Below are 19477 nucleotides of genomic sequence, written 5' to 3'. Positions count from 1 at the left end.
TTCCAAAATGGGACAAAAACAGGTTTATCACCCGCTGTCTCCACCCGGGGAAGAGCCTTTGCTTTTTTATGCCTATTTTTCGGACATGAATGCGGAAGAATTGGTGGCAGTTACTGCCCAACATGTAGAACGGCTTTTCGCCGGAGAGGGGTCTGGGCATGACTGGTGGCATATAAAGCGGGTTTGGCAGAATGCCCTTAAAATAGGAGCCCAGGAAAAAGCAGACCTGACGGTGGTGCAATTAGGCGCCCTTTTGCATGACATAGCTGATTGGAAGTTCCATGGCGGTGATGAAGAGGCAGGCCCACGCGCTGCCGCGACCTGGCTACGTGAGCAGGAGGCGCCTGAAACCTTGATTTCAGACGTCTGCCAGATCATACGGGAGGTTTCCTTTAAAGGGGCAGGGGTAGACACTACTCCTTCTACCCTGGAAGTCCAGGTAGTGCAGGATGCGGACCGCCTAGACGCCATCGGGGCCATAGGCATTGGTCGGGCCTTTGCCTACGGAGGCTTTAAAGGGCGCGAGATGTACCACCCGCATCAGGAACCGCTTTTACACGCTTCTTTTGAAGAATACAAGAAGAACCAGGGCCCCACCCTGAACCACTTCTACGAAAAGCTTTTCCTTTTGAAAGAACGCCTGAACACCACCGCAGGGCGGCAATTGGCCCAGGAACGGCATAGCTACATGCAGGAGTTTGTGCGTCAGTTTCTGCTGGAATGGCACGGAGAAGAGCCGGCCCCAGCTGCTTTCCATTTACAGGCAAACTAAGGTTTTACAGCATCTTTTCATGAAAAGTACCTTAAAAGCCGCCTTTCTGGTTCTGGCTTTCACCGGCATTAGTTCTTGGGCCCACGCCCAGCGTGATTACCAAAGCTATGCCCAGCTCACCAGCCGCCTGCAGAAGTTGAGCGCCCGGTACAGCAAACTGGCTTCGCTCACCACCATTGGCAAAACCGCCACTGGCAAGGAAATCTGGCTTCTGACCCTGGGCCGCGACAATGCTGCCAATAAACCCGCTCTGGTCATTGCCGCCGGACTGGAGGGGACCCAATTAGCCACCACTGAGCTAGCCCTGCAAATGGCCGAGCAAATGCTGCAGGGAGCGGTGCTCCAGGACTCGGTGCGGGAACTGCTGCAGCAGAAGACTTTCTACATCTTGCCCAACCTGAACCCAGATGCCTCTGAACAGTACCATGAGAAACTTCGCTGGGAGCGTCTGGGCAATGCCCAGCCCGTAGACGATGACCGGGACGGCCGCATGTTTGAAGATCCATTTGAAGACCTGAACAAAGACGGCCTTATCACCCTGATGCGCGTGAAGAGCCCTTCCGGAACCCATAAACCGTCAGAGGAAGACCCCAGGGTCATGGTGAAAGCTGATGTCGGGAAAGGGGAGCAAGGCGAGTACCTTCTCTTGACTGAGGGGATAGACAACGACAAGGATGGTAAATGGAACGAGGACCCGGAAGGGGGCGTGCAGTTCAACCGAAACTTTACCTTTGACTACCCATATTTTACGGAGGGAGCAGGGGAGCACCCCATGTCAGAAAGGGAAACCAAGGCCTTCGCTGATTTCATGTTTGATGCCTCCAATGTCTATGCCGTTTTCTTGTTTGGACCGGCCAATACCCTCTCTGAGCCTCTTCGGTTTAACAAAGACAAAGTAGGTACGCGCATCATCACGGGGCCTTTGGAAAAAGACGCGGCCGTCAATGAACAGGTCTCCAAACTCTACAACCGTACCACGCTACTTAAAAACGGCCCCAAGGTAGATCCTTCTCCGGGTGATGTGCTGCAATGGGCCTATTTCCATTACGGGCGGTACAGCTTCAGCACCCCCGGTTGGTGGACTCCGTTGGTACCGGTCGCTTCAGAAAGTTCAGATGGGGCTGCTCCGTTAGCGCCCTCGGCCCATGAAGACGTTAATTTCCTGCGCTGGGCGGAAGCCAACGACGTGGTGGGCACCTTCGTGAATTGGAAAGCCATCAAGAACCCAGACTTTCCTGGCCAGGAGGTGGAAGTGGGAGGCTTGGCACCGTATGTGAAAAATACACCTCCGGTCCGTATGCTGGAGCCCATCGCCCAGAAGCACTTCCGTTTTTTCTCGGCTTTTGCCAAAGCAATGCCCTCCCTGCAGATCGTGAACATCAGTGCCGAGAAAGCGCCAGGAGGCAATACCCGCATCACGGCTGAGGTCTATAACCAAGGTTCGCTACCTACCCATTCTGAACTAGGCGACCGGTCGCGCTGGGTGCAGAAAGTGCAAGTAACCCTGCACACCAATGACAACCAGAAAATCTTGTCCGGCAACAAGATCCAACTGAGCAATGCCGTAGCCGGAGGCGAAAAGTTTCAGGTTTCCTGGCTGGTTAACGGAAAAGGATACGTTACCGTGACCGCTAGCAGCCCTACCGCCGGCAAACAGACCAAAGAAATCTACCTCCGCTAAAATCAACGCTATGAAGAAAAGACTTTCCGCTTGCGCGCTTTTGCTTATAGGTTGGTTGGGTACGGGGGAGAATAACGTACAGGCCCAAACGCCAGAGCAGGTGTTCAATGCCGCTGGCCCCCCGCAAAACCCCAAAGTGCCCATCAGCTGGAACCGCTATTATGACTATGCCGGCATCACAGAGATATGCGCTAAACTGGCCAAAGCCTACCCAGACCTGGTCAAGTTGGAAACCATTGGTGATTCTTACCAGGGAAAGCGTATTTGGGCTTTGACCATCTCTGACTTCAACACCGGTGACCCCTTCCGCAAACCGGCCATGTACCTGGACGGCAATGTCATCTCCAATGAGCTCCAGGGATCTGAGTTTGCCTTGTATACGGCCTGGTACCTGGTAGAGAACTTCCAAGACAATGCCTTCATAAGGGAACTGCTGCAACAGAAGACCTTCTACATCCTGCCCACCATCAACCCAGATGCGCGGGACAATATCATGCACCGGATCAATTCTGCCAATGCCACCCGGGCCGGAATGATTCCCCTGGATGATGACAGTGACGGCCTGGTAGACGAAGACCAACCAGATGACCTTAATAAAGACGGCCACATCACCTTTATGCGTCGGAAATCAGCCAAAGGGAGGTATGTGGTGGATCCTCAGAATCCATTACGCTTGATACCGGCTAAGGCCGGGCAGTCGGGCGAGTATGAACTGCTGGGTTATGAAGGCCTGGATGCGGATGGAGACGGGAGAATGAATGAGGATCCTCCGGGGTATTATGACCCTAGCCGTGACTGGGCCTGGAACTGGCAACCGGATTATATTCAGCATGGGGCCCTCAAATATCCGTTTTCTGTACCCGAAAACCGGGCCGTGAAGGACTTTGTGCTGCGGCACCCCAACATTGCCGGCGCCCAAAGCTACCACAGTAATGGCGGCATGGGCTTAGAAAGCCTAGATGCAGTGGAAGAAGGAAATACGGAAAATCAAGGGCACAACCAGGTAAATGACCTGTTGAAGAGATACGCTGAGCAGGTGATTCCGGGGTATACCTACCAATTGGTATACAAAGACCTGGATTCTGCTTTTGGTGGCAAGTTAAATTGGCTTCACCACGCCCGGGGTATCTTCACGTTTTCCAATGAGTTGATGTCGCCGTATCTGCAGGTTGACCGCCAAAAAACCAAGGACCCAGAACAAGAAGCTGGGCCGGTGGACGTCAATTACATGCCCCCGTTCCAAGATGCCTATGTAGAATGGGTACCATTTGAGCACCCAACCTACGGCAACATTGAGATTGGTGGTTTCAAGAAGAACTTTCCTCAGGCTCACCCCGGTGATCTTTTACAGGAAGATGCCCACCGTAACATGGTCTTCACGCTGTACCAGGCTTACCAGCTTCCCCAGCTAGAGATACGTGAGGTTCTGACCAGGAAACTATCCAATGGGTTAACGGAGATCACCGCCACCGTGGCTAATACCAGAATCCTCCCCACGCATTCAGGCCAGGACCTGAAGCACAAGATAGAGCGGCCAGACTATATCTCCCTCAAAGATTCCACGGTGGTAGCAGGCATGGTACTCCATAACCCAGACCAGCAACCGGGCAGAGAACAGAAACTGAACTTGGCCCGCCTGGAGATCCCCAATATCCCGGGACTTGGTTTCATTAAGGTGCGGTGGGTGGTTCTAGCCAACAAGCCTAACCTGGTAGTAGAGGTAGACAGCCGCAAAGGCGGCGTAGTACGGAGGGCATTTTAGGCGTATTTTTCCAAAAAGCCCCATAAAAAGAGCGCGGGAGCCACATGGCCTTCCGCGCTCTTTTTATGGGATAGTATTTCTATTATAGTGTCTGGGAATAAGCCACCACCTTAATTAAATCAGTCTCTGAGTTCATGGCTATTTTTTGACTGGAGATGAATGACTTAAGTTTTTCTGCCTGATCAGGTAAGGCTTCCAGCACTGATTTACGGTTCAACTTTACGCGGCGCATGGCACCATTGGCTACTACGTAGTACTGGGTCTCGTCAATCAGCTCGTCATAGGCTTGGCCCGAACTGTAGGCACCCTTGAAATTGGCTTCTATTTTAGACTTGGCCACCCGTTTTACCAGTTTGGCTTTTCCTCCTTCACTATCCAGCACGACCGCAAAAAAGCTTTCGGCCAAGGCCGGGTCAAGCGCTTTGGCTTCTTTCAGCCGGGTGAAAAGCAACGGAGAAGGATTGGTGGGCAGTTCAAGGGAGAACGTGAGAACGGGTGCGGTGCTGAATTGGATGGTGTCTTTGGTTTGGGGAAGTACCGCAAATAACAGGTTCGTGAACACATCATACTTTAACCGCAGATCTTTGAATACCTCAGATTTACCGGTGTTGTTGGTTTTCAGCTCCACGGTTCCCGGTACCCAGGCCTCTAAGAAATACGGGCTGCCTTTCACCCCCTGGTACCGGTTGTCAAACATCCTGACGTTAGACGTGGCAGGCGAGGTGGCCAGGGCATTCAGGTTCATTTGGGCATCAGTGCCAATGGGCGTGGACGTCTGGCCTACGGCCACAGTAGAAGAAGCTACCCCAATCGCCAAAAAGGCAAGGGTTTTAGAGAATTGAGTCATATCCAGACAAGGCCTACTTTAAGGTAGAAAGTCCTCCTAAGGTATGAATATTACAGGAAAATTCAAAAGACCAATTCCAGTAGGTAAGTTTTCCCTTATTTTGTAGCCTAACCTATTTTCAGTTACCCTATGGTTCGTTTGCTCCAAAAAAGCGCCCTTACCTTTCTGGTTCTTTTCTCCAGCGGTTTGGCCTTTTCCTGCCGCCCCAGTTGCCCCATCAATTCCTGCCAAACCCGCATGGTGCACCGCCATGGCGAAGGGGAATACAGAGGCATGCCCTGGTACAAAAAACAGAACCCCAGGATAGGGGAGAAGCTGCCCAAGCCCTCTAAGGAAATGAAGAAGCAAATGGAAGGCAAGAGTAGCCGGAACAAGGGTAAAAATTAGCAAATCACTATCTTTTTGCGTAAATTGCAGGCTTACAAATAGTACAAATTTTAAGCTCTATTGAAGTAAAATGGCAGAAAACGAGCGAATAATTCCCATCAACATAGAAGACGAAATGCGCGGGGCGTACATTGACTACTCAATGTCCGTTATCATTTCGCGGGCCCTCCCAGATGTGCGGGACGGCCTCAAGCCTGTGCACCGCCGGGTGTTGTATGGAATGTCTGAGTTAGGGGTTACTTATAACAAAGCCTATAAGAAATCAGCCAGAATTGTAGGGGAAGTATTAGGTAAATACCACCCGCACGGCGACTCCTCAGTATATGATACCATGGTACGGATGGCCCAGCCCTGGTCCTTGCGTTACCCGTTGGTTGACGGCCAGGGGAACTTCGGGTCCATTGACGGGGATTCACCCGCTGCCATGCGTTATACAGAAGCCCGTCTTAAACGAGTGGCTGATGAATTGCTGGCCGACCTGGAGAAGAATACCGTAGACTTCGTGCCCAACTTTGACGACTCTCTCAAAGAGCCCAGCGTTTTCCCGGCTAAATTCCCAAACCTGCTGGTAAACGGAACCTCTGGTATTGCCGTGGGTATGGCCACCAACATGGCGCCCCACAACCTCACCGAGGTAGTGAACGGCACCATAGCCTTTATTGAAGACCCGGAGATCTCCATCGCTGACCTCATGAAATACATTACCGCCCCTGATTTTCCAACGGGTGGGATCATCTTTGGGTATGACGGCGTTAAGTCTGCCATGGAAACCGGGCGGGGGCGGGTGATCGTGCGCGCGAAAGCCGTGATTGAGACCTCTTCCACCGGTAAAGACCAGATCATTGTCACTGAGATTCCCTACATGGTGAACAAAGCGGCTATGATTGAGAAAACTGCCGCCCTGGTCAACGAAAAGAAAATAGAAGGTATTTCTGACCTTAGAGATGAATCTGACCGCGAAGGCCTGCGCATTGTGTATGATTTGAAGCGTGACGCAGTGGCCAATGTGGTCTTGAACAACCTCTTCAAATATACTCAGCTGCAGTCTTCTTTCGGGGTAAATAACGTGGCGTTGGTGGGTGGTAGGCCCATGACCCTGAACCTGAAAGACCTGATCAAGCACTTCGTTGATCACCGCCATGAGGTGGTGATCCGGAGAACGGAGTATGAACTGGAGGAAGCGCGCAAGCGGGCCCACATCTTAGAAGGTTTATTGATTGCCCTGGACAACCTGGATGAAGTCATCAACCTGATCAGAGCTTCCCGTGACCCGGAAGTAGCCCGTGCCGGTTTGATTGAGCGCTTCCAGTTGTCTGACATCCAGGCGCGTGCTATCCTGGAGATGCGTCTCCAGCGTTTGACCGGTCTGGAGCGTGATAAGATTGAGAAAGAGTACAATGAGCTGAAACAGCTGATAGACTACCTCATCAGCGTGCTCGCAGATGAAGGCCTGCGGATGGAAATCATCAAGCAGGAACTGACCGATATCAAAGAACGCTACGGGGATGAGCGCCGCACATCCATAGAGATGGTGTCCAGTGATATCTCCCTGGAAGACATGATCCCAGATGAGAACATGGTCATCACCATCTCGCATGAAGGCTACGTAAAAAGAACACCGCTCACCGAATACCGGAGCCAAAGCAGAGGCGGTGTAGGTTCCAGAGGAGCCGCCACTTCCAAGCAAGATGATTTCACTGAGCACCTCTTCATTGCCAGTACCCATAATTACCTCCTGATCTTCACCGAGTCTGGGAAAGTATTCTGGTTAAAGGTATATGAAGTGCCTGAAGGCGGAAAGACTACCAAGGGCCGCGCCATCCAGAACCTCATCAACATTGAGAAAGACGACAAGGTACGGGCGGTGATCAACGTACATGGGCTCAAGAACCCAGACTACGTGCTCAACAACTACCTGGTGTTCTGTACCGAGCAAGGGACCATCAAGAAAACTCCACTGGAGGCCTATTCAAGACCAAGACAAGCCGGTATCCAAGCCATCACCATCAATGAAGGGGATCGTTTACTGGACGTTAAACTAACCAATGGCGCCAATGACATTGTGATTGCCCTGCGTTCCGGAAGAGCCGTGCGGTTCCCGGAAGAGAAGGTAAGAACCATGGGCAGAACCGCTGCCGGAGTGCGCGGTATTACGTTAGCCGGTGAAGACGACAAGGTAGTTGGTATGGTTTGTGTACAGAATCCTGAGACCAACCTTTTGGTGGTTTCTGAAAAAGGATTCGGGAAACGATCTTCTTTAGAGGAATACCGTATCACCAACCGGGGCGGAAAAGGTGTAAAAACCTTGAATGTGACTGAAAAAACCGGGCACTTAGTAGCCATCATGGGTGTTATTGACTCCGATGACCTGATGATTATCAATAGATCCGGTATTACCATCAGGTTACGCATAGCGGACCTCCGGATTATTGGCCGGGTATCACAGGGAGTAAGGTTGCTGAGGCTGAACGAAGGCGATGAAATTTCCTCGGTGGCTAAAATTGAGGTGGAAGACAAAACAGAAGTCATCTTGAATGAATCAGAACTTCCGCTTGATGAAGCCTTAAACCCAGAGGATTTGATTGACCCAGATAAAGAAGACGATCTTCTCGATTCTGACACCGCCTCTGACCTGACTGACCCTGATACCATCAGTGAAAATTAACAAGCGGAACACCTAAACCATCCATAAAATCTAACCTAACATAGAGAAAGCAATGAGAAAGTTTCTTTTAACAGCAGCAGCGGCAGTTACCATGCATATGGCAGTTGCTCAGACTTCTGCCATCACCAACGCCATCATGTATCAGCAGAAAGGTACCTTGGACAAGGCCAAAGAAGAAATTGACAAAGCCGTAGCCCATGAGAAAACCAGCTCCAACCCTAAGGCGTGGTATTACAAAGGCGTTATTTACCAGGATCTGTCGCAGCACCCCATCTATGGTAAACTGATGGATCCGGCGGAGGCTTCTAAGCAGGCGTATGAGGCGTTTGCCAAGGTTCCGGCTCTGGAAACCAAGAAAAAGGAATTCACAGATGAGGCCAAGAAGCGTCAGGAGATGTTGGTGAACAACATGTATGCCTTTGCCCTGAATTCAGGGGTAGAGAACTACAACAACAAAAAGTTCGCTGAAGCCCAGAAGGCTTATATGCAGGCCATCACCTACAAGCCAGAAGACACCACTGCCTATATCTATGCCGCTTATGCCGCCGCTGGAGCAGAGGATTACGCATCTGCCAAGAAACTGTACAACCAGTTGGTAGACAAGAACCTTGCTTCACCCGCCGTTTTTGGCCAGTTGCTGTACATTGCCAACAACGTGGAGAAGAACGACAAAGAAGCTTTGGCCATTTTAGAGAAAGCACGCGCTAAATACCCCAATGACCGTAACTTCATGCTGCAGGAACTTGACCTGTACCTGAAATCTGGCCGGGAGAAAGAAAGCATGGACAAACTGGACGCTGCCATCAAAGCAGACCCTACCAATGCCAACTTATACACCGTACGTGGGAATATCCTGGAGCGCGTGAACAAAGCTGATGAGGCATTGGCTTCTTACAAAAAAGCAGCTGAACTGGACCCCAATAACTTTGATGCCCAGTACAACCTTGGCGTGTTCTATTTCAACAAAGGTGCTAACCTGAACAACAAAGCCAACAAGATGAGCCTGGCGGAATACCAAAAAAGCGGAAAGGCTATTCAAGCTGAAGCGAAAAAGTATTTCACGCAAGCCATGCCTTACTTTGAGAATGCCTTGAAAGCACAACCGAAGGACCGTACCACCATTCAGTCTTTGCTGAAGGTGTACACCGCCCTTGACAAACAAGCGGATGCCAAGCGCATGGATGCCTTGCTCCAGACTTTATAAGATGAATTATTGAAAAAAGGGCCTTTCTTGTAGAAGGCCCTTTTTTTGTGCACTTTTTGCAAAAACAGTCCAGAAACTCCGGGAGAGAAAGGCACTAATCCAGAAAATCCAGTAGTTTTAGCTCCTCAAGAATATCCCTTATGGCAACTGAAAAAAGAATCGCGATCATTGCCCATGACGGTAAAAAAGCCGAAATGGTAGCCTTTGTGAAAGACCATACCGCTCTTTTCCAGAACACCAAGCTGGTGGCCACCGGCACCACCGGCAACCATGTAGAACAGACCGGCCTCAAAGTAAAGAAACTCCTCTCCGGTCCCAAAGGGGGGGACGCCCAGATTGCCAGCCTGGTGGCCGAAGGAAAGATTCTGGCCGTCTTGTTTTTCCGGGACCCCCTGGGCAAACACCCGCATGAACCAGATGTGCAGATGCTCATGCGCCTCTGTGATTTGCATAACGTGCCCTTGGCCACTAACCCCTCAGCGGCCCGGCTTCTGGTCAAAGGCCTGGAAGCCGAAATGGCAGCCAAAACCAACAACCGGTAAACGCCAGCGGCTCGCCACAACCAAAGTCCCTCAAACAAGTACAAGTGGGTGGAAAGAAGTTTGCGGCAGATGAGAAAATTCACTTTTGTTTTTTTGTGGGTAGGGCTTTTGGCAGGAGCTCCGGCCTGTTCCCCGGTAAGAGTGCTGAATACCCAAACCTCCCCTGGGTTTAACCTGGGAAGCTATCAGACCTTTGGGTTTATGGAGGTGAAGGCTGATTCCTCCGGCGTAAATATCCCTTCAGAATACCTAGCCTCGCTGCAAAGAGAGGTAGCCTCTCAGCTAAAGCAGCGGGGATTAACCCAAACCACTACTGAACCCGACCTACTGGTGAACCTGGGGGTGGTGGTGCAGGAGAAAACCCAAACCCGCCAAACCGATATAAGGTCTGATCCTCCTTATTATATGGGGCAGCGCCGGTATACCTGGAAAAGCAAAGAAGTGGAGGTAGGCCGATACAAAGAAGGCACCATATCCGTCCATCTGGTAGACCGGGCCCGGAATGAGTTGGTCTGGGGAAGCGAGGCAGAATCAGTCATACCCGGAAAGGAAGGCAAAGTACAGGAGCGGATTTCAGCAGGAGTGGAGAAGCTTTTCAGTTCTATTCCAGTTACGGGCGGTGTCTCAGGCAAGCCTTAGCCAACCCAACCCTTACTCGGCCTTAAGTAAAAGATAAATCCAAAGAAAAAGCCTTTCCTGTGAGGAAAGGCTTTTTCTTTGGATTTAGAAACTGTTTCTGGTTCAATTTCCTGAAATTACCCTTAAAACTAGGGGAGAAGCCGACTTATGATTTCCTTAAATCAGCGATGAACTCATCTAAAGTTTCTTTGCCATACCCAATTCTCCGGGCGTATTCCAGGCAAAGCTGATATTCACGGTCTTCAATCTGACCATCCTGCAGCACCATCATCACCAGGCTTTGCAATTCCAGGGTGCGGTGTAAACCTTCTTCCGGAATGATGAATGAGAGAACCGACAGGTTGTCAGCAATGGGGGTGGTATCCTCTTCTGTCAGGCCCAGCCGCTGGCCAATGGACACCAGGAAATCGCTTTCTTTCTGGTCTACATATTTATCAGCAATGGCCACCAAAATCAGGTTTTGGAAGAAGGCCAGTTTCTTTTGCTTGGTATTCAATAATTCGTCAAAGAATGTCTGTGTAGCCATAGGTACGCTAGTTGTTTTCTTTTATCACCTACCGATAAACGCCTGGTAAAGTTGTGCCAACTTCCAAAACCCGTGGTTAGAACAAGGACAGTCCTGCAGGTATTATGGAAGAACAAGGAGCCTTCCTTAGCCAAAGAGGCAGGAAATCCCCATACCTATGCCTTTGCCAACGAAGCGGGTCTTTGGCTGCGTAAAAGGGTTCTGGCCGCGTCTGAAGCCACTACTAATCCAGCACCGAGCATGATAATGTCTTTGATGACCAACCTTCCGGCAGCTGATAGGTAAGGGAAGCCATGATCTGGTCCGCCCAGGTTAGGCACGAAGGTCTCTGGGGTGGTTATCAGGAAGGAGAGGGTGACAACGGACATGCCCGCAGTAAGCAGGCCTCCAATAAGCCCTAGTTTCGCATTGAAAATGCCAAACAAGGTCAAAAGCCCAATGGTTATGATGACGGCACCCAGGCCGTAGGAAAAGGTATAGGTGTTGTTTTCCTGGTGCCAGGTAATGTTTTCTGGTACTACCTCACCTTCCTTGTTCTTGTATTGCTGGTATTCCGGCGCGTCTTTGCTGTAAAAGAAGCTCATGAAGGGGCTGTTGGCCACGAAGGGAACAATCCCATCGGCTTCATACTGGAAGGCCTTGAGGCCGCCAATCCAAGCCATGACAAGGAAGATAGCGATCCTGGTAAAATGGATAAAAGTAAGTTGGGCATCTGCCACTACCTGCAGGAATTTATAGGTGGAGTCTTTCATGACCCAAAACTACCCCAGGTAAGGCTGGAAGGGAATGGACAGAAGCGGCTATCTCATGGACAAATCTGCCACAATGGAAATACCCACTTTTTCCCGGAAGACGGTAGGGGAGATTCCCGTGTGTTTTTTAAAAAACCGGCTGAAATAATGCTCATCCTCGAATTGAAGGAAACCGGCGACTTCTTTGATGCTTTTACGGGTGAGGTGAAGCTGCTTTTTTGCTTCCAGCATTACTCGTTCCTGAATCAGCAGGGAAGGAGGCTTGCCGAAGAGGAGCTTACACTTTTTAGTGAACACGGTGGGTGAAATGGCCAACTGGTCGCTATAGAACAAGGGGCTTCGTTGGGTCAAAAAGTGGGCCTCCAGAAGCTCCTGGAATTTTTCCAACCCTGACTCAATGGAGCTTGGCTCCAGTTGCTGCTCTTGCCTTTTGATCTTGCTTGAAATGGCCAGCACTAATTGCAGGTAGGTCCTTAGAACAGGTTCTGAATAAGGTTCATCCTTTTCTACTTCAAAGCGCAGTTTCTCAAAGACCTGGTCTAGTTCCTTGTCTTTGAGGTGGATAAAAGGCTTCTTGTAGATATTGTTGAATAGCAACCCGTTGCAGGCCACTTCCTGTTTATGGTATTCAATACAGTAGAAGTCCCCATGAAAAGCTAATCGGGCAACGGGCAGGTCAACAGGGCTGGAAATGCTAAGGTGCTGGTAAGGAGTAGTGAAAAGGGCGATCTTCCCCTCAAACTCATATTCTGTAAAATCAACGCTGATGGTTCCGTTTCCTTCCAACAACAGAATCTGGTAAAGCTCTGAGGATTTAGGGTGATGGAAGAACCTTGCCGTCAAGGCTTGGAGCTGAAACATGTCTGGCACTGAAATCATAACCGGGACTTACTGGGAAAGACAAAGATAAACCTTACGTCAGCTAAAGTTCCAAATCTCTTTATTAGTCCAATGGCAAAATAACTCTGGCCAAAGGATGAGCAGGTCACTTGTATTGGTATATGCCTACTTCATCAAAACAAACGCAAAAAGAGGGGAAAGATTTTATAGGCCATCGTAGGCAAAAAAGAACTAAAGCTTAACGAAGAATAACAGGCTATGTTTAAAAAGCGCTTAACATAATGTAAGGAGTAGCTACTAAAAAGGAATTTTATTTTTCATAACACTAAAGAAATGAAAAAAATCAAGGAGTATTAATTGAAATTAGGTAAACTTTAACTAAAATTTATTGATTTTTTAGAATCTTCTTATTTACTTCCATAACAAATAAGGGGAGAAATTTACGGTACGTCTTTCTTTGTGAAAACTAGAATCCGCTCCTTTCTGTTTGCGAGAACCATTGCAGTAAAAATCATATTTTATTTTCAAAGTGAATACCAGGTCCCACTAGTGGAATGAGAGCCGTATAGAAAATTTTACGGGTGACGTTAAAAGGTAGTTATAAGTACGTTTAGGGCTTCTAATTAGAAAAGTGGTTCATTATTGTTTTTTAATAAAACCTACTGTAACAGCTGTGATTTGTTGGTTGTGTGTCTTTGGTGGCTGATTGTTAGATTGGTTTTACGTTAATGCCTCTCCGCATCCTGTGAGATATATGGTGTATCCGTGGCTACAGTAGCCTAAAAAAGGTAACCCAAAAGATTTTCCTTTATTCCTCCCTTTCATCTTTAATTTCCTAAAATCCTCTTGTTAGATTATTTGTAGAAAGATGTAATTACATGCATTTATTTTACAGGTCAATTAACCCTAAATAATTTAGGTCAGGGCCGTTCATGCGATCTCCAGATCAGGTTTTCCATTCTTAAGGTTTCTACCTCTAGTGTAGAAATCCTGCGGGGCTTTCATTTTTCAAATTTGAAGTAATACAAGCCCATTTGGTAATCATCGTCAGCGTAAAAAATCATTGAGTAAGGTTTAATATGAAAAAGGTATCTACAAAAAAACTTGTGGGTAAATGGTCCTGCCTTCTATTTTTTACTTTTTACCTAGTACTTTTTCCTGGGCTCTCTAACTTGGTTCATGCCCAGGGCAATGGTGACCAACCAAAAAGAGAAAAGAAACCAAAAGCCAAGCTTCCGCCAGAAGATTTAACGGGTGCCATGCTGGCCAATGCTCAATTCAGCTTCTCCACCAGTGGCTTGAAGAACATCACCCTTGACAACCCCACCTCCCTCCAGTTTGGGCCCGATGGTAGGTTATATGTTGCCCAACAGAACGGGTTCATCTTTGCCTTGACCATTGCGAAAAATGGGGCTAATAACTACTCCGTCACCGCCCAGGAATCCATCAACCTGATTAACCTCATTCCCAACCATGATGATGATGGGAATTTGGCGCCTGGTTGGCTTACTACCCGGCAGGTGACCAGTCTCCTGGTCACAGGAACGGCAGCAAACCCTATTCTATATGTCACTTCCAGCGATAGTAGGATAGGGGGGCCTGGCGGAGACCAGAACCTGGATACCAATTCCGGTATTGTCTCCCGCCTTACCAAATCAGGTGGCTCCTGGAGTAAAATAGACTTGGTAAGAGGATTACCCCGCTCGGAAGAAAACCACTCTACCAATGGCATACAGCTAGACGAGGCGAAGAATATCCTTTACCTGGCCTTGGGAGGCCATACCAATGCAGGGGCCCCGTCCGTTAACTTCGCCTATTTAAATGAGTTTGCCTTGAGTGCGGCTATTCTGTCTATCGACCTGAATGCCATCAATGCCATGCCTACCAAAGAAAGCGGTAACACGGCCTATAAATATGATTTGCCCACCCTGGATGACCCTACCCGGGCCAACGTAGGCACTGCCGATGTAGGGGATCCTTTTGGGGGTAATGACGGCCTCAACCAAGCCAAATTAGTCACTGGGGGACCGGTGCAGATCTATTCCCCAGGTTTCAGGAATTCCTTTGATTTGCTTATCACCAAAACCCCCGGGAAAGCCGGCCGCATCTATACCATAGACAATGGGGCAAACCAAGGGTGGGGAGGATATCCTGATAAAGAAGGACCTGGTGGCACGGCTACGAACAATTACCTTTCCAGCGAACCAGGTTCAACAGGCCCCGGCGTCAATGACCCCATGGTGAATAACAAGGATAACTTACATTACATAGGGAATACAGCTACCTATGTTCCCGGAAGCCATTACGGTGGTCACCCTAATCCTTTGAGAGCAAACCCAGGCGGCGCCGGGTTGTATACCCATAATGGCTCTTCTGGGGTCTGGCGCACAAGTACCTCAGGAGCCAATCCTTTGCCTGTAGATTGGCCTCCAGTGCCGGTAACCAAAGCCAATCCTATTGAAGGGGATTTCCAAATGCCGGGCGTGACCGACAAGGCCCTGCTCACCTTCCATACTTCCACCAATGGGATAGCCGAATACACTGCCTCTAATTTTAGCAATGGGTTAAAAGGATCCTTACTGGCCGCTAGCTTTTCTGGTGATATTTTCAGGATCACACCCACAGAAGACGGTACCAATGTCACCAATTCCAAGACCACCTCTGATAAGACCAATACTGATTTACCTTTTGCCTCAGGATTCGGTTCCCAACCCTTAGATGTCACTACCCAGGGTGACACTGATATTTTCCCAGGCACGGTTTGGGCCAGCACCTACGGGGCAGATGCCATCACTATTTTTGAGCCCCAAGATGCCTTTGTTTGTACCGGCAGTTACAGTACCTCTGATGAAGACGGAGATGGGTATTCTAATCAAGACGAGATAGACAATGCATCTAACCCATGTTCGTCTTCCAGCATGCCCCCAGACAATGATAGCGATAAGAAATCTGACCTGAATGACCCAGATGATGACAATGATAGTGTAGGGGACAATGTGGACTTCTTTCCCATTGATGCCACAAATGGAGTGAACACCAACATACCTATCAATTATGAACTGTTCAATAATAGCCCGGGCACAGGCTTCTTTGGGTTAGGGTTTACCGGGCTCATGACCAATGGCCAGGCCACCAATGATTATTACAACCTGTATTATGAGGAAAACCTGATCGCTGGCGGAGCGGTAGGGGCCTTCTCTGTGGTGGCAGTGTCAGCGGGTGATGCGTTAGGCACCCTGAATAACCAGGAAAATGCCTTCCAGTTCGGTTATAAAGCTTCCGCTTCTGCCTATACGGTGCAGGGAAGGTGCTTGGGTCCCTTCTTCAATGGAAACACCCCTACTGGGTTCCAATCTCAGGGGATCTTCTTAGGGAAAGGGGATCAGGACAACTACCTTAAAATTGTCTTGAACGCGAATGGCGGGGTAGGAGGCATTGAGGTGGTCTATGAAAATGCAGGCGTGGTCACCAAGTTCCAGTACCCTTTGCCGGGTGGCCTGCCATCCTCTGCGCTGGATCTCTATTTCTCCGTTAATCCTTCTACCGGAATGGTTCAGCCTAAGTATGCCAAAGATGGAGGCGCCATTACGGCTTTAGGTTCTCCCATTCAACTAGGGGGCTCCCTCTTGACCACTATGCAGGGAGGAACCCCAGTGGCCACCGGTATTATCTCTACTTCCAGAGGAGGAAGCGCCTTCACCGCCACCTGGGACTTTATCAAAATAAATTATGATGGTCCTACCACCGCCCAACCGGCTTTGTACCAGATTAACTCCGGTGGGGGGGCAGTGAACACCTCTATGGGACCATTTTCTGCGGACCAATACTTCTCCAATGGAGGCACCTACACCACCGGGAACGCCATTGCCAACACCACAGATGATGCCCTCTATCAAAGCGAGCGGTACGGCTGGGGCCAGACCCTCTCGTATGCCATACCAGTGAGCAATGGGCAGTACCGGGTGGTGCTGCACTTCGCTGAAATTTACTTCCAGAACCTTGGGCAACGGGTATTCGATGTAAGTTTGGAAGGGGCAAAAGTGCTAGACAACTACGACATCGTCAAGAAAGTTGGACCTTTGGCTGCCGTCACAGAGACCTTCATCGTGTCGGTGACGGATGGGTCGTTGAACCTCAACATGTCTGCCCTGGCAGCCGATGGGGGGATGGACAATCCAAAGATCTCTGGTATTGAGGTCTACCCTGGGGGATCTACGCCTCCGCCTTCGCTGCCGGTGGCCAACGCAGGTCCTGACCAGAGCATCACTTTGCCGGTGAGCAGCGTGACGCTGAGCGGCTCGGGCACCAGCTCCTCGGGAGCCATCACGGCCTACGAGTGGGCGCAGGTGAGTGGCCCCAACACGGCGGCCTTCAGCTCCAAGACGGTGGCCTCGCCCACGGTGAGCGGCCTGGTGGCCGGCGACTACGTGTTCAGCCTGAAGGTGACCTCCTCGGCGGGCGTGAGCCCGGCTGATCAGGTGGCCGTGAAGGTGAACCCGCAGCCTACCTCGTCCACCGCCCTTTACCGGCTGAACGCAGGAGGGGGGGCGCTGAACACTTCCATGGGTAATTTCTCTGCAGACCAATATTTCTCGGGTGGGTCCCCGTTCTCTGTGGGAGACGCCATTGCCAATACCACTGACGACGGCCTCTACCAAACCGAGCGGTGGGGACCAGGAACGCTTTCGTACGCCATACCGGTGTCAACCGGCCAGTACCGGGTGGTACTGCACTTCGCCGAGATTTATTTCCAAAGCCCTGGGCAGCGGGTGTTTGATGTGAGTCTGGAAGGGACCAAAGTGCTGGATAATTATGATATCACCGGGAAAGTAGGCCCACGGGCAGCTGTCATGGAGACCTTCACCGTTTCAGTTTCTGACGACATGCTGAACCTGTTGTTGAGTTCGGCACCAGCCGATGGTGGGTTGGATAATCCGAAAATCTCTGCTATTGAAGTGTATAGCACCGGAACCACGCCTCCGCCTTCGTTACCAGTGGCCAACGCAGGTCCTGACCAGAGCATCACTTTGCCGGTGAGCAGCGTGACGCTGAGCGGCTCGGGCACCAGCTCCTCGGGTGCCATCACGGCCTACGAGTGGGCGCAGGTGAGCGGCCCCAACACGGCCGCCTTCAGCTCCAAGACCGTGGCCTCGCCCACGGTGAGCGGCCTGGTGGCCGGCGACTACGTGTTCAGCCTGAAGGTGACCTCCTCGGCGGGCGTGAGCCCGGCCGACCAGGTGGCTGTGAAGGTGAACCCGCAGCCTACCTCGTCCACCGCCTTGTATAGGCTTAACTCGGGAGGGGGGGCAATAAGCACTTCCCTGGGAGACTTCTCTGCGGACCAGTACTACGCTAGCGGAGGAACCTACACCACCGGGAACGGTATTGCCAATACCACAGATGATGCGCTCTACCAGAGTGAGCGGTACGGCTGGGGCCAAACGCTTTCGTATGCCATACCGGTGGCCAGTGGCCAGTACCGGGTGGTGCTGCACTTCGCCGAAATTTACTTCCAGAACCTAGGCCAACGGGTGTTTGATGTGAACCTGGAGGGCGTCAAAGTGCTCGACAACTACGACATTGTCAAGAAAGTAGGGGCGATGGCAGCGGTTAGTGAGACCTTCACCGTGTCAGTGACGGATGGATCGTTGAGTCTCTATATGTCTGCCCTGGCGGCCGATGGGGGGATGGACAATCCCAAGATTTCAGGGATTGAGGTGTATAGCACCGGAACAACCCCGCCGCCGCCTTCGTTACCAGTGGCCAACGCAGGGCCTGACCAGACGATCACCCTGCCGGTGAACAGCGTGACGTTGAGCGGTTCGGGCACCAGCTCCTCGGGCGCCATCACCGCCTACGAGTGGGCGCAGGTGAGCGGCCCCAACACGGCCGCCTTCAGCTCCAAGACCGTTGCCTCGCCCACGGTGAGCGGCCTGGTGGCCGGCGACTACGTCTTCAGCCTGAAGGTGACCTCCTCGGCGGGCGTGAGCCCGGCCGACCAGGTGGCCGTGAAGGTGAACCCGCAGCCTCCAACCTCTACGTCTACGTACCGCCTGAACGCGGGAGGGGGGGCGCTGAACACTTCCTTTGGGGCTTTCTCCGCGGACCAGTATTATACGGGCGTTTCGTATGCCAACTTTAACAGCAAATCTATTTCAGGCACCTCAGATCAGCTTTTGTACCAGACAGAACGCTACGGTGACAAGACGCTCACCTACGCTATTCCGGTGATAAACGGGCAATACAAGGTGGTGCTCCACTTTGCAGAACTGGTTCATAATAAGGCGGGTAAACGGGTTTTTGACGTGTTTTTAGAAGGAGCCAAGGTAATGGACAACTATGACATCGTGAAAAAAGTAGGTTGGCGCGCGGCGGTGACGGAAACCTTCACGGTGAATGTCACAGATGGGGTGCTGGACTTGCGCCTGAGTTCCCTGGCAGCTGACGGGGGCATAGACAATCCTAAAATCTCAGCTATTGAGGTGTCTGGTGCAGTGAGCGGAACTTCCACCGCCATGGCAGTAGCCTCTGTGGCCGAAAAGCCGGAACCCAACCAGAAAGGAATAGCTGTTTCAGTTTCTCCGAATCCTTTTGACCAGTCAGTGAATCTAAAGGTTTCCTCAGAAGTTCCGCAGCAGTTCAGGATCAGGGTAATGGATTTGATGGGCCGGCAGCTCTTCCAGCGGGAATTCACTGGAACATCTTCAGGGCCAGAAACCATAACCTTTGATTTTGAGGAGAGCAAGATCCCGAGAAACAACCTGTATCTGATTGAGGTGGAGACAACGGACAAATCTTTCAGGAAAGTCATGAAGCTTGTCCGGAACTTGTAGTTCTACTAAAGGAAGTTTCCCTGGATT

At 50.7% G+C, this 19477-nt stretch carries 13 protein-coding genes; 9 read left to right on the top strand and 4 right to left on the bottom strand.

Features of this window, described 5'->3' with window-relative positions; genetic code table 11:
* Positions 1-85: 85 nt before the first annotated feature.
* The 3 genes from FOE74_RS08540 to FOE74_RS08530 are packed head-to-tail and all read left to right on the top strand — an operon-like array spanning position 86 to position 4215.
* Positions 86-772: an HD domain-containing protein gene (locus FOE74_RS08540; RefSeq protein ID WP_149098191.1), complete on the top strand. Its 687-nt coding sequence runs from the start codon at positions 86-88 to the stop codon at positions 770-772.
* A 19-nt stretch (positions 773-791) separates the two neighbouring features.
* Positions 792-2453 (top strand): M14 family metallopeptidase, encoded by a 1662-nt coding sequence (locus FOE74_RS08535; RefSeq protein ID WP_149098190.1) that lies wholly within the window; start codon positions 792-794, stop codon positions 2451-2453.
* Positions 2454-2463: 10 nt separating this feature from the next.
* Positions 2464-4215, top strand: a complete 1752-nt coding sequence (locus FOE74_RS08530; RefSeq protein ID WP_149098189.1) for a M14 family metallopeptidase — start codon at positions 2464-2466, stop codon at positions 4213-4215.
* Between the two features lie 82 nt (positions 4216-4297).
* Here FOE74_RS08530 and FOE74_RS08525 read toward each other — a convergent pair whose 3' ends face one another.
* Entirely contained in the window at positions 4298-5062 is a 765-nt protein-coding gene (locus tag FOE74_RS08525; protein WP_149098188.1) for a hypothetical protein, read from the bottom strand.
* Positions 5063-5191: 129 nt separating this feature from the next.
* On the opposite strand from FOE74_RS08525, the gene FOE74_RS08520 reads away from it, so the two are divergent.
* The 5 genes from FOE74_RS08520 (at position 5192) to FOE74_RS08500 (ending at position 10499) form a co-directional block, all read left to right on the top strand.
* A complete protein-coding gene (locus tag FOE74_RS08520) occupies positions 5192-5449 on the top strand; it encodes a hypothetical protein (protein ID WP_149098187.1) in 258 nt (85 codons plus the stop codon).
* Positions 5450-5519: 70 nt separating this feature from the next.
* A complete protein-coding gene (gene gyrA, locus FOE74_RS08515) occupies positions 5520-8114 on the top strand; it encodes a DNA gyrase subunit A (protein WP_149098186.1) in 2595 nt (864 codons plus the stop codon).
* Between the two features lie 97 nt (positions 8115-8211).
* Entirely contained in the window at positions 8212-9318 is a 1107-nt protein-coding gene (locus tag FOE74_RS08510) for a tetratricopeptide repeat protein (RefSeq protein ID WP_192576599.1), read from the top strand.
* 140 nt (positions 9319-9458) lie between these two features.
* The gene (locus FOE74_RS08505; protein ID WP_149098184.1) at positions 9459-9860 is read left to right on the top strand and encodes a methylglyoxal synthase; all 402 of its coding nucleotides are present in this window, start codon (positions 9459-9461) and stop codon (positions 9858-9860) included.
* A gap of 141 nt (positions 9861-10001) precedes the next feature.
* Positions 10002-10499, top strand: coding sequence for a DUF4136 domain-containing protein (locus tag FOE74_RS08500; protein WP_225840745.1), 498 nt, complete (start codon positions 10002-10004; stop codon positions 10497-10499).
* A 145-nt stretch (positions 10500-10644) separates the two neighbouring features.
* Here the strand turns inward: FOE74_RS08500 and FOE74_RS08495 are convergent, their stop codons facing one another.
* The 3 genes from FOE74_RS08495 to FOE74_RS08485 all read right to left on the bottom strand — a co-directional run bounded on the left by FOE74_RS08495 (position 10645) and on the right by FOE74_RS08485 (position 12656).
* Positions 10645-11025 (bottom strand): hypothetical protein, encoded by a 381-nt coding sequence (locus FOE74_RS08495; protein WP_149098182.1) that lies wholly within the window; start codon positions 11023-11025, stop codon positions 10645-10647.
* Positions 11026-11180: 155 nt separating this feature from the next.
* Positions 11181-11777 carry a DUF417 family protein gene (locus tag FOE74_RS08490; protein WP_149098181.1) on the bottom strand — a complete coding sequence of 199 codons (597 nt, stop codon included), beginning with the start codon at positions 11775-11777 and terminating at the stop codon, positions 11181-11183.
* 48 nt (positions 11778-11825) lie between these two features.
* Entirely contained in the window at positions 11826-12656 is an 831-nt protein-coding gene (locus FOE74_RS08485) for a helix-turn-helix domain-containing protein (RefSeq protein ID WP_149098180.1), read from the bottom strand.
* A gap of 1220 nt (positions 12657-13876) precedes the next feature.
* Here FOE74_RS08485 and FOE74_RS08480 point away from each other — a divergent pair.
* Positions 13877-19450 (top strand): malectin, encoded by a 5574-nt coding sequence (locus FOE74_RS08480; protein WP_188686535.1) that lies wholly within the window; start codon positions 13877-13879, stop codon positions 19448-19450.
* The last annotated feature ends 27 nt before the right edge of the window (positions 19451-19477 follow it).

The sequence above is a fragment of the Rufibacter glacialis genome (assembly GCF_008271745.1).
Lineage (GTDB): Bacteria > Bacteroidota > Bacteroidia > Cytophagales > Hymenobacteraceae > Nibribacter > Nibribacter glacialis.
This window is presented reverse-complemented; position numbering and strand designations above follow the sequence as displayed.

Coding starts and splice junctions, on each gene's coding strand:
- FOE74_RS08505 (WP_149098184.1), top strand. CDS start 9,459: ATGGCAACTGAAAAAAGAATCGCGATCATTGCCCATGACGGTAAAAAA.
- FOE74_RS08540 (WP_149098191.1), top strand. CDS start 86: ATGAATGCGGAAGAATTGGTGGCAGTTACTGCCCAACATGTAGAACGG.
- gyrA (WP_149098186.1), top strand. CDS start 5,520: ATGGCAGAAAACGAGCGAATAATTCCCATCAACATAGAAGACGAAATG.
- FOE74_RS08480 (WP_188686535.1), top strand. CDS start 13,877: ATGCTGGCCAATGCTCAATTCAGCTTCTCCACCAGTGGCTTGAAGAAC.
- FOE74_RS08490 (WP_149098181.1), bottom strand. CDS start 11,777: ATGAAAGACTCCACCTATAAATTCCTGCAGGTAGTGGCAGATGCCCAA.
- FOE74_RS08525 (WP_149098188.1), bottom strand. CDS start 5,062: ATGACTCAATTCTCTAAAACCCTTGCCTTTTTGGCGATTGGGGTAGCT.
- FOE74_RS08520 (WP_149098187.1), top strand. CDS start 5,192: ATGGTTCGTTTGCTCCAAAAAAGCGCCCTTACCTTTCTGGTTCTTTTC.
- FOE74_RS08510 (WP_192576599.1), top strand. CDS start 8,212: ATGGCAGTTGCTCAGACTTCTGCCATCACCAACGCCATCATGTATCAG.
- FOE74_RS08485 (WP_149098180.1), bottom strand. CDS start 12,656: ATGATTTCAGTGCCAGACATGTTTCAGCTCCAAGCCTTGACGGCAAGG.
- FOE74_RS08535 (WP_149098190.1), top strand. CDS start 792: ATGAAAAGTACCTTAAAAGCCGCCTTTCTGGTTCTGGCTTTCACCGGC.
- FOE74_RS08530 (WP_149098189.1), top strand. CDS start 2,464: ATGAAGAAAAGACTTTCCGCTTGCGCGCTTTTGCTTATAGGTTGGTTG.
- FOE74_RS08495 (WP_149098182.1), bottom strand. CDS start 11,025: ATGGCTACACAGACATTCTTTGACGAATTATTGAATACCAAGCAAAAG.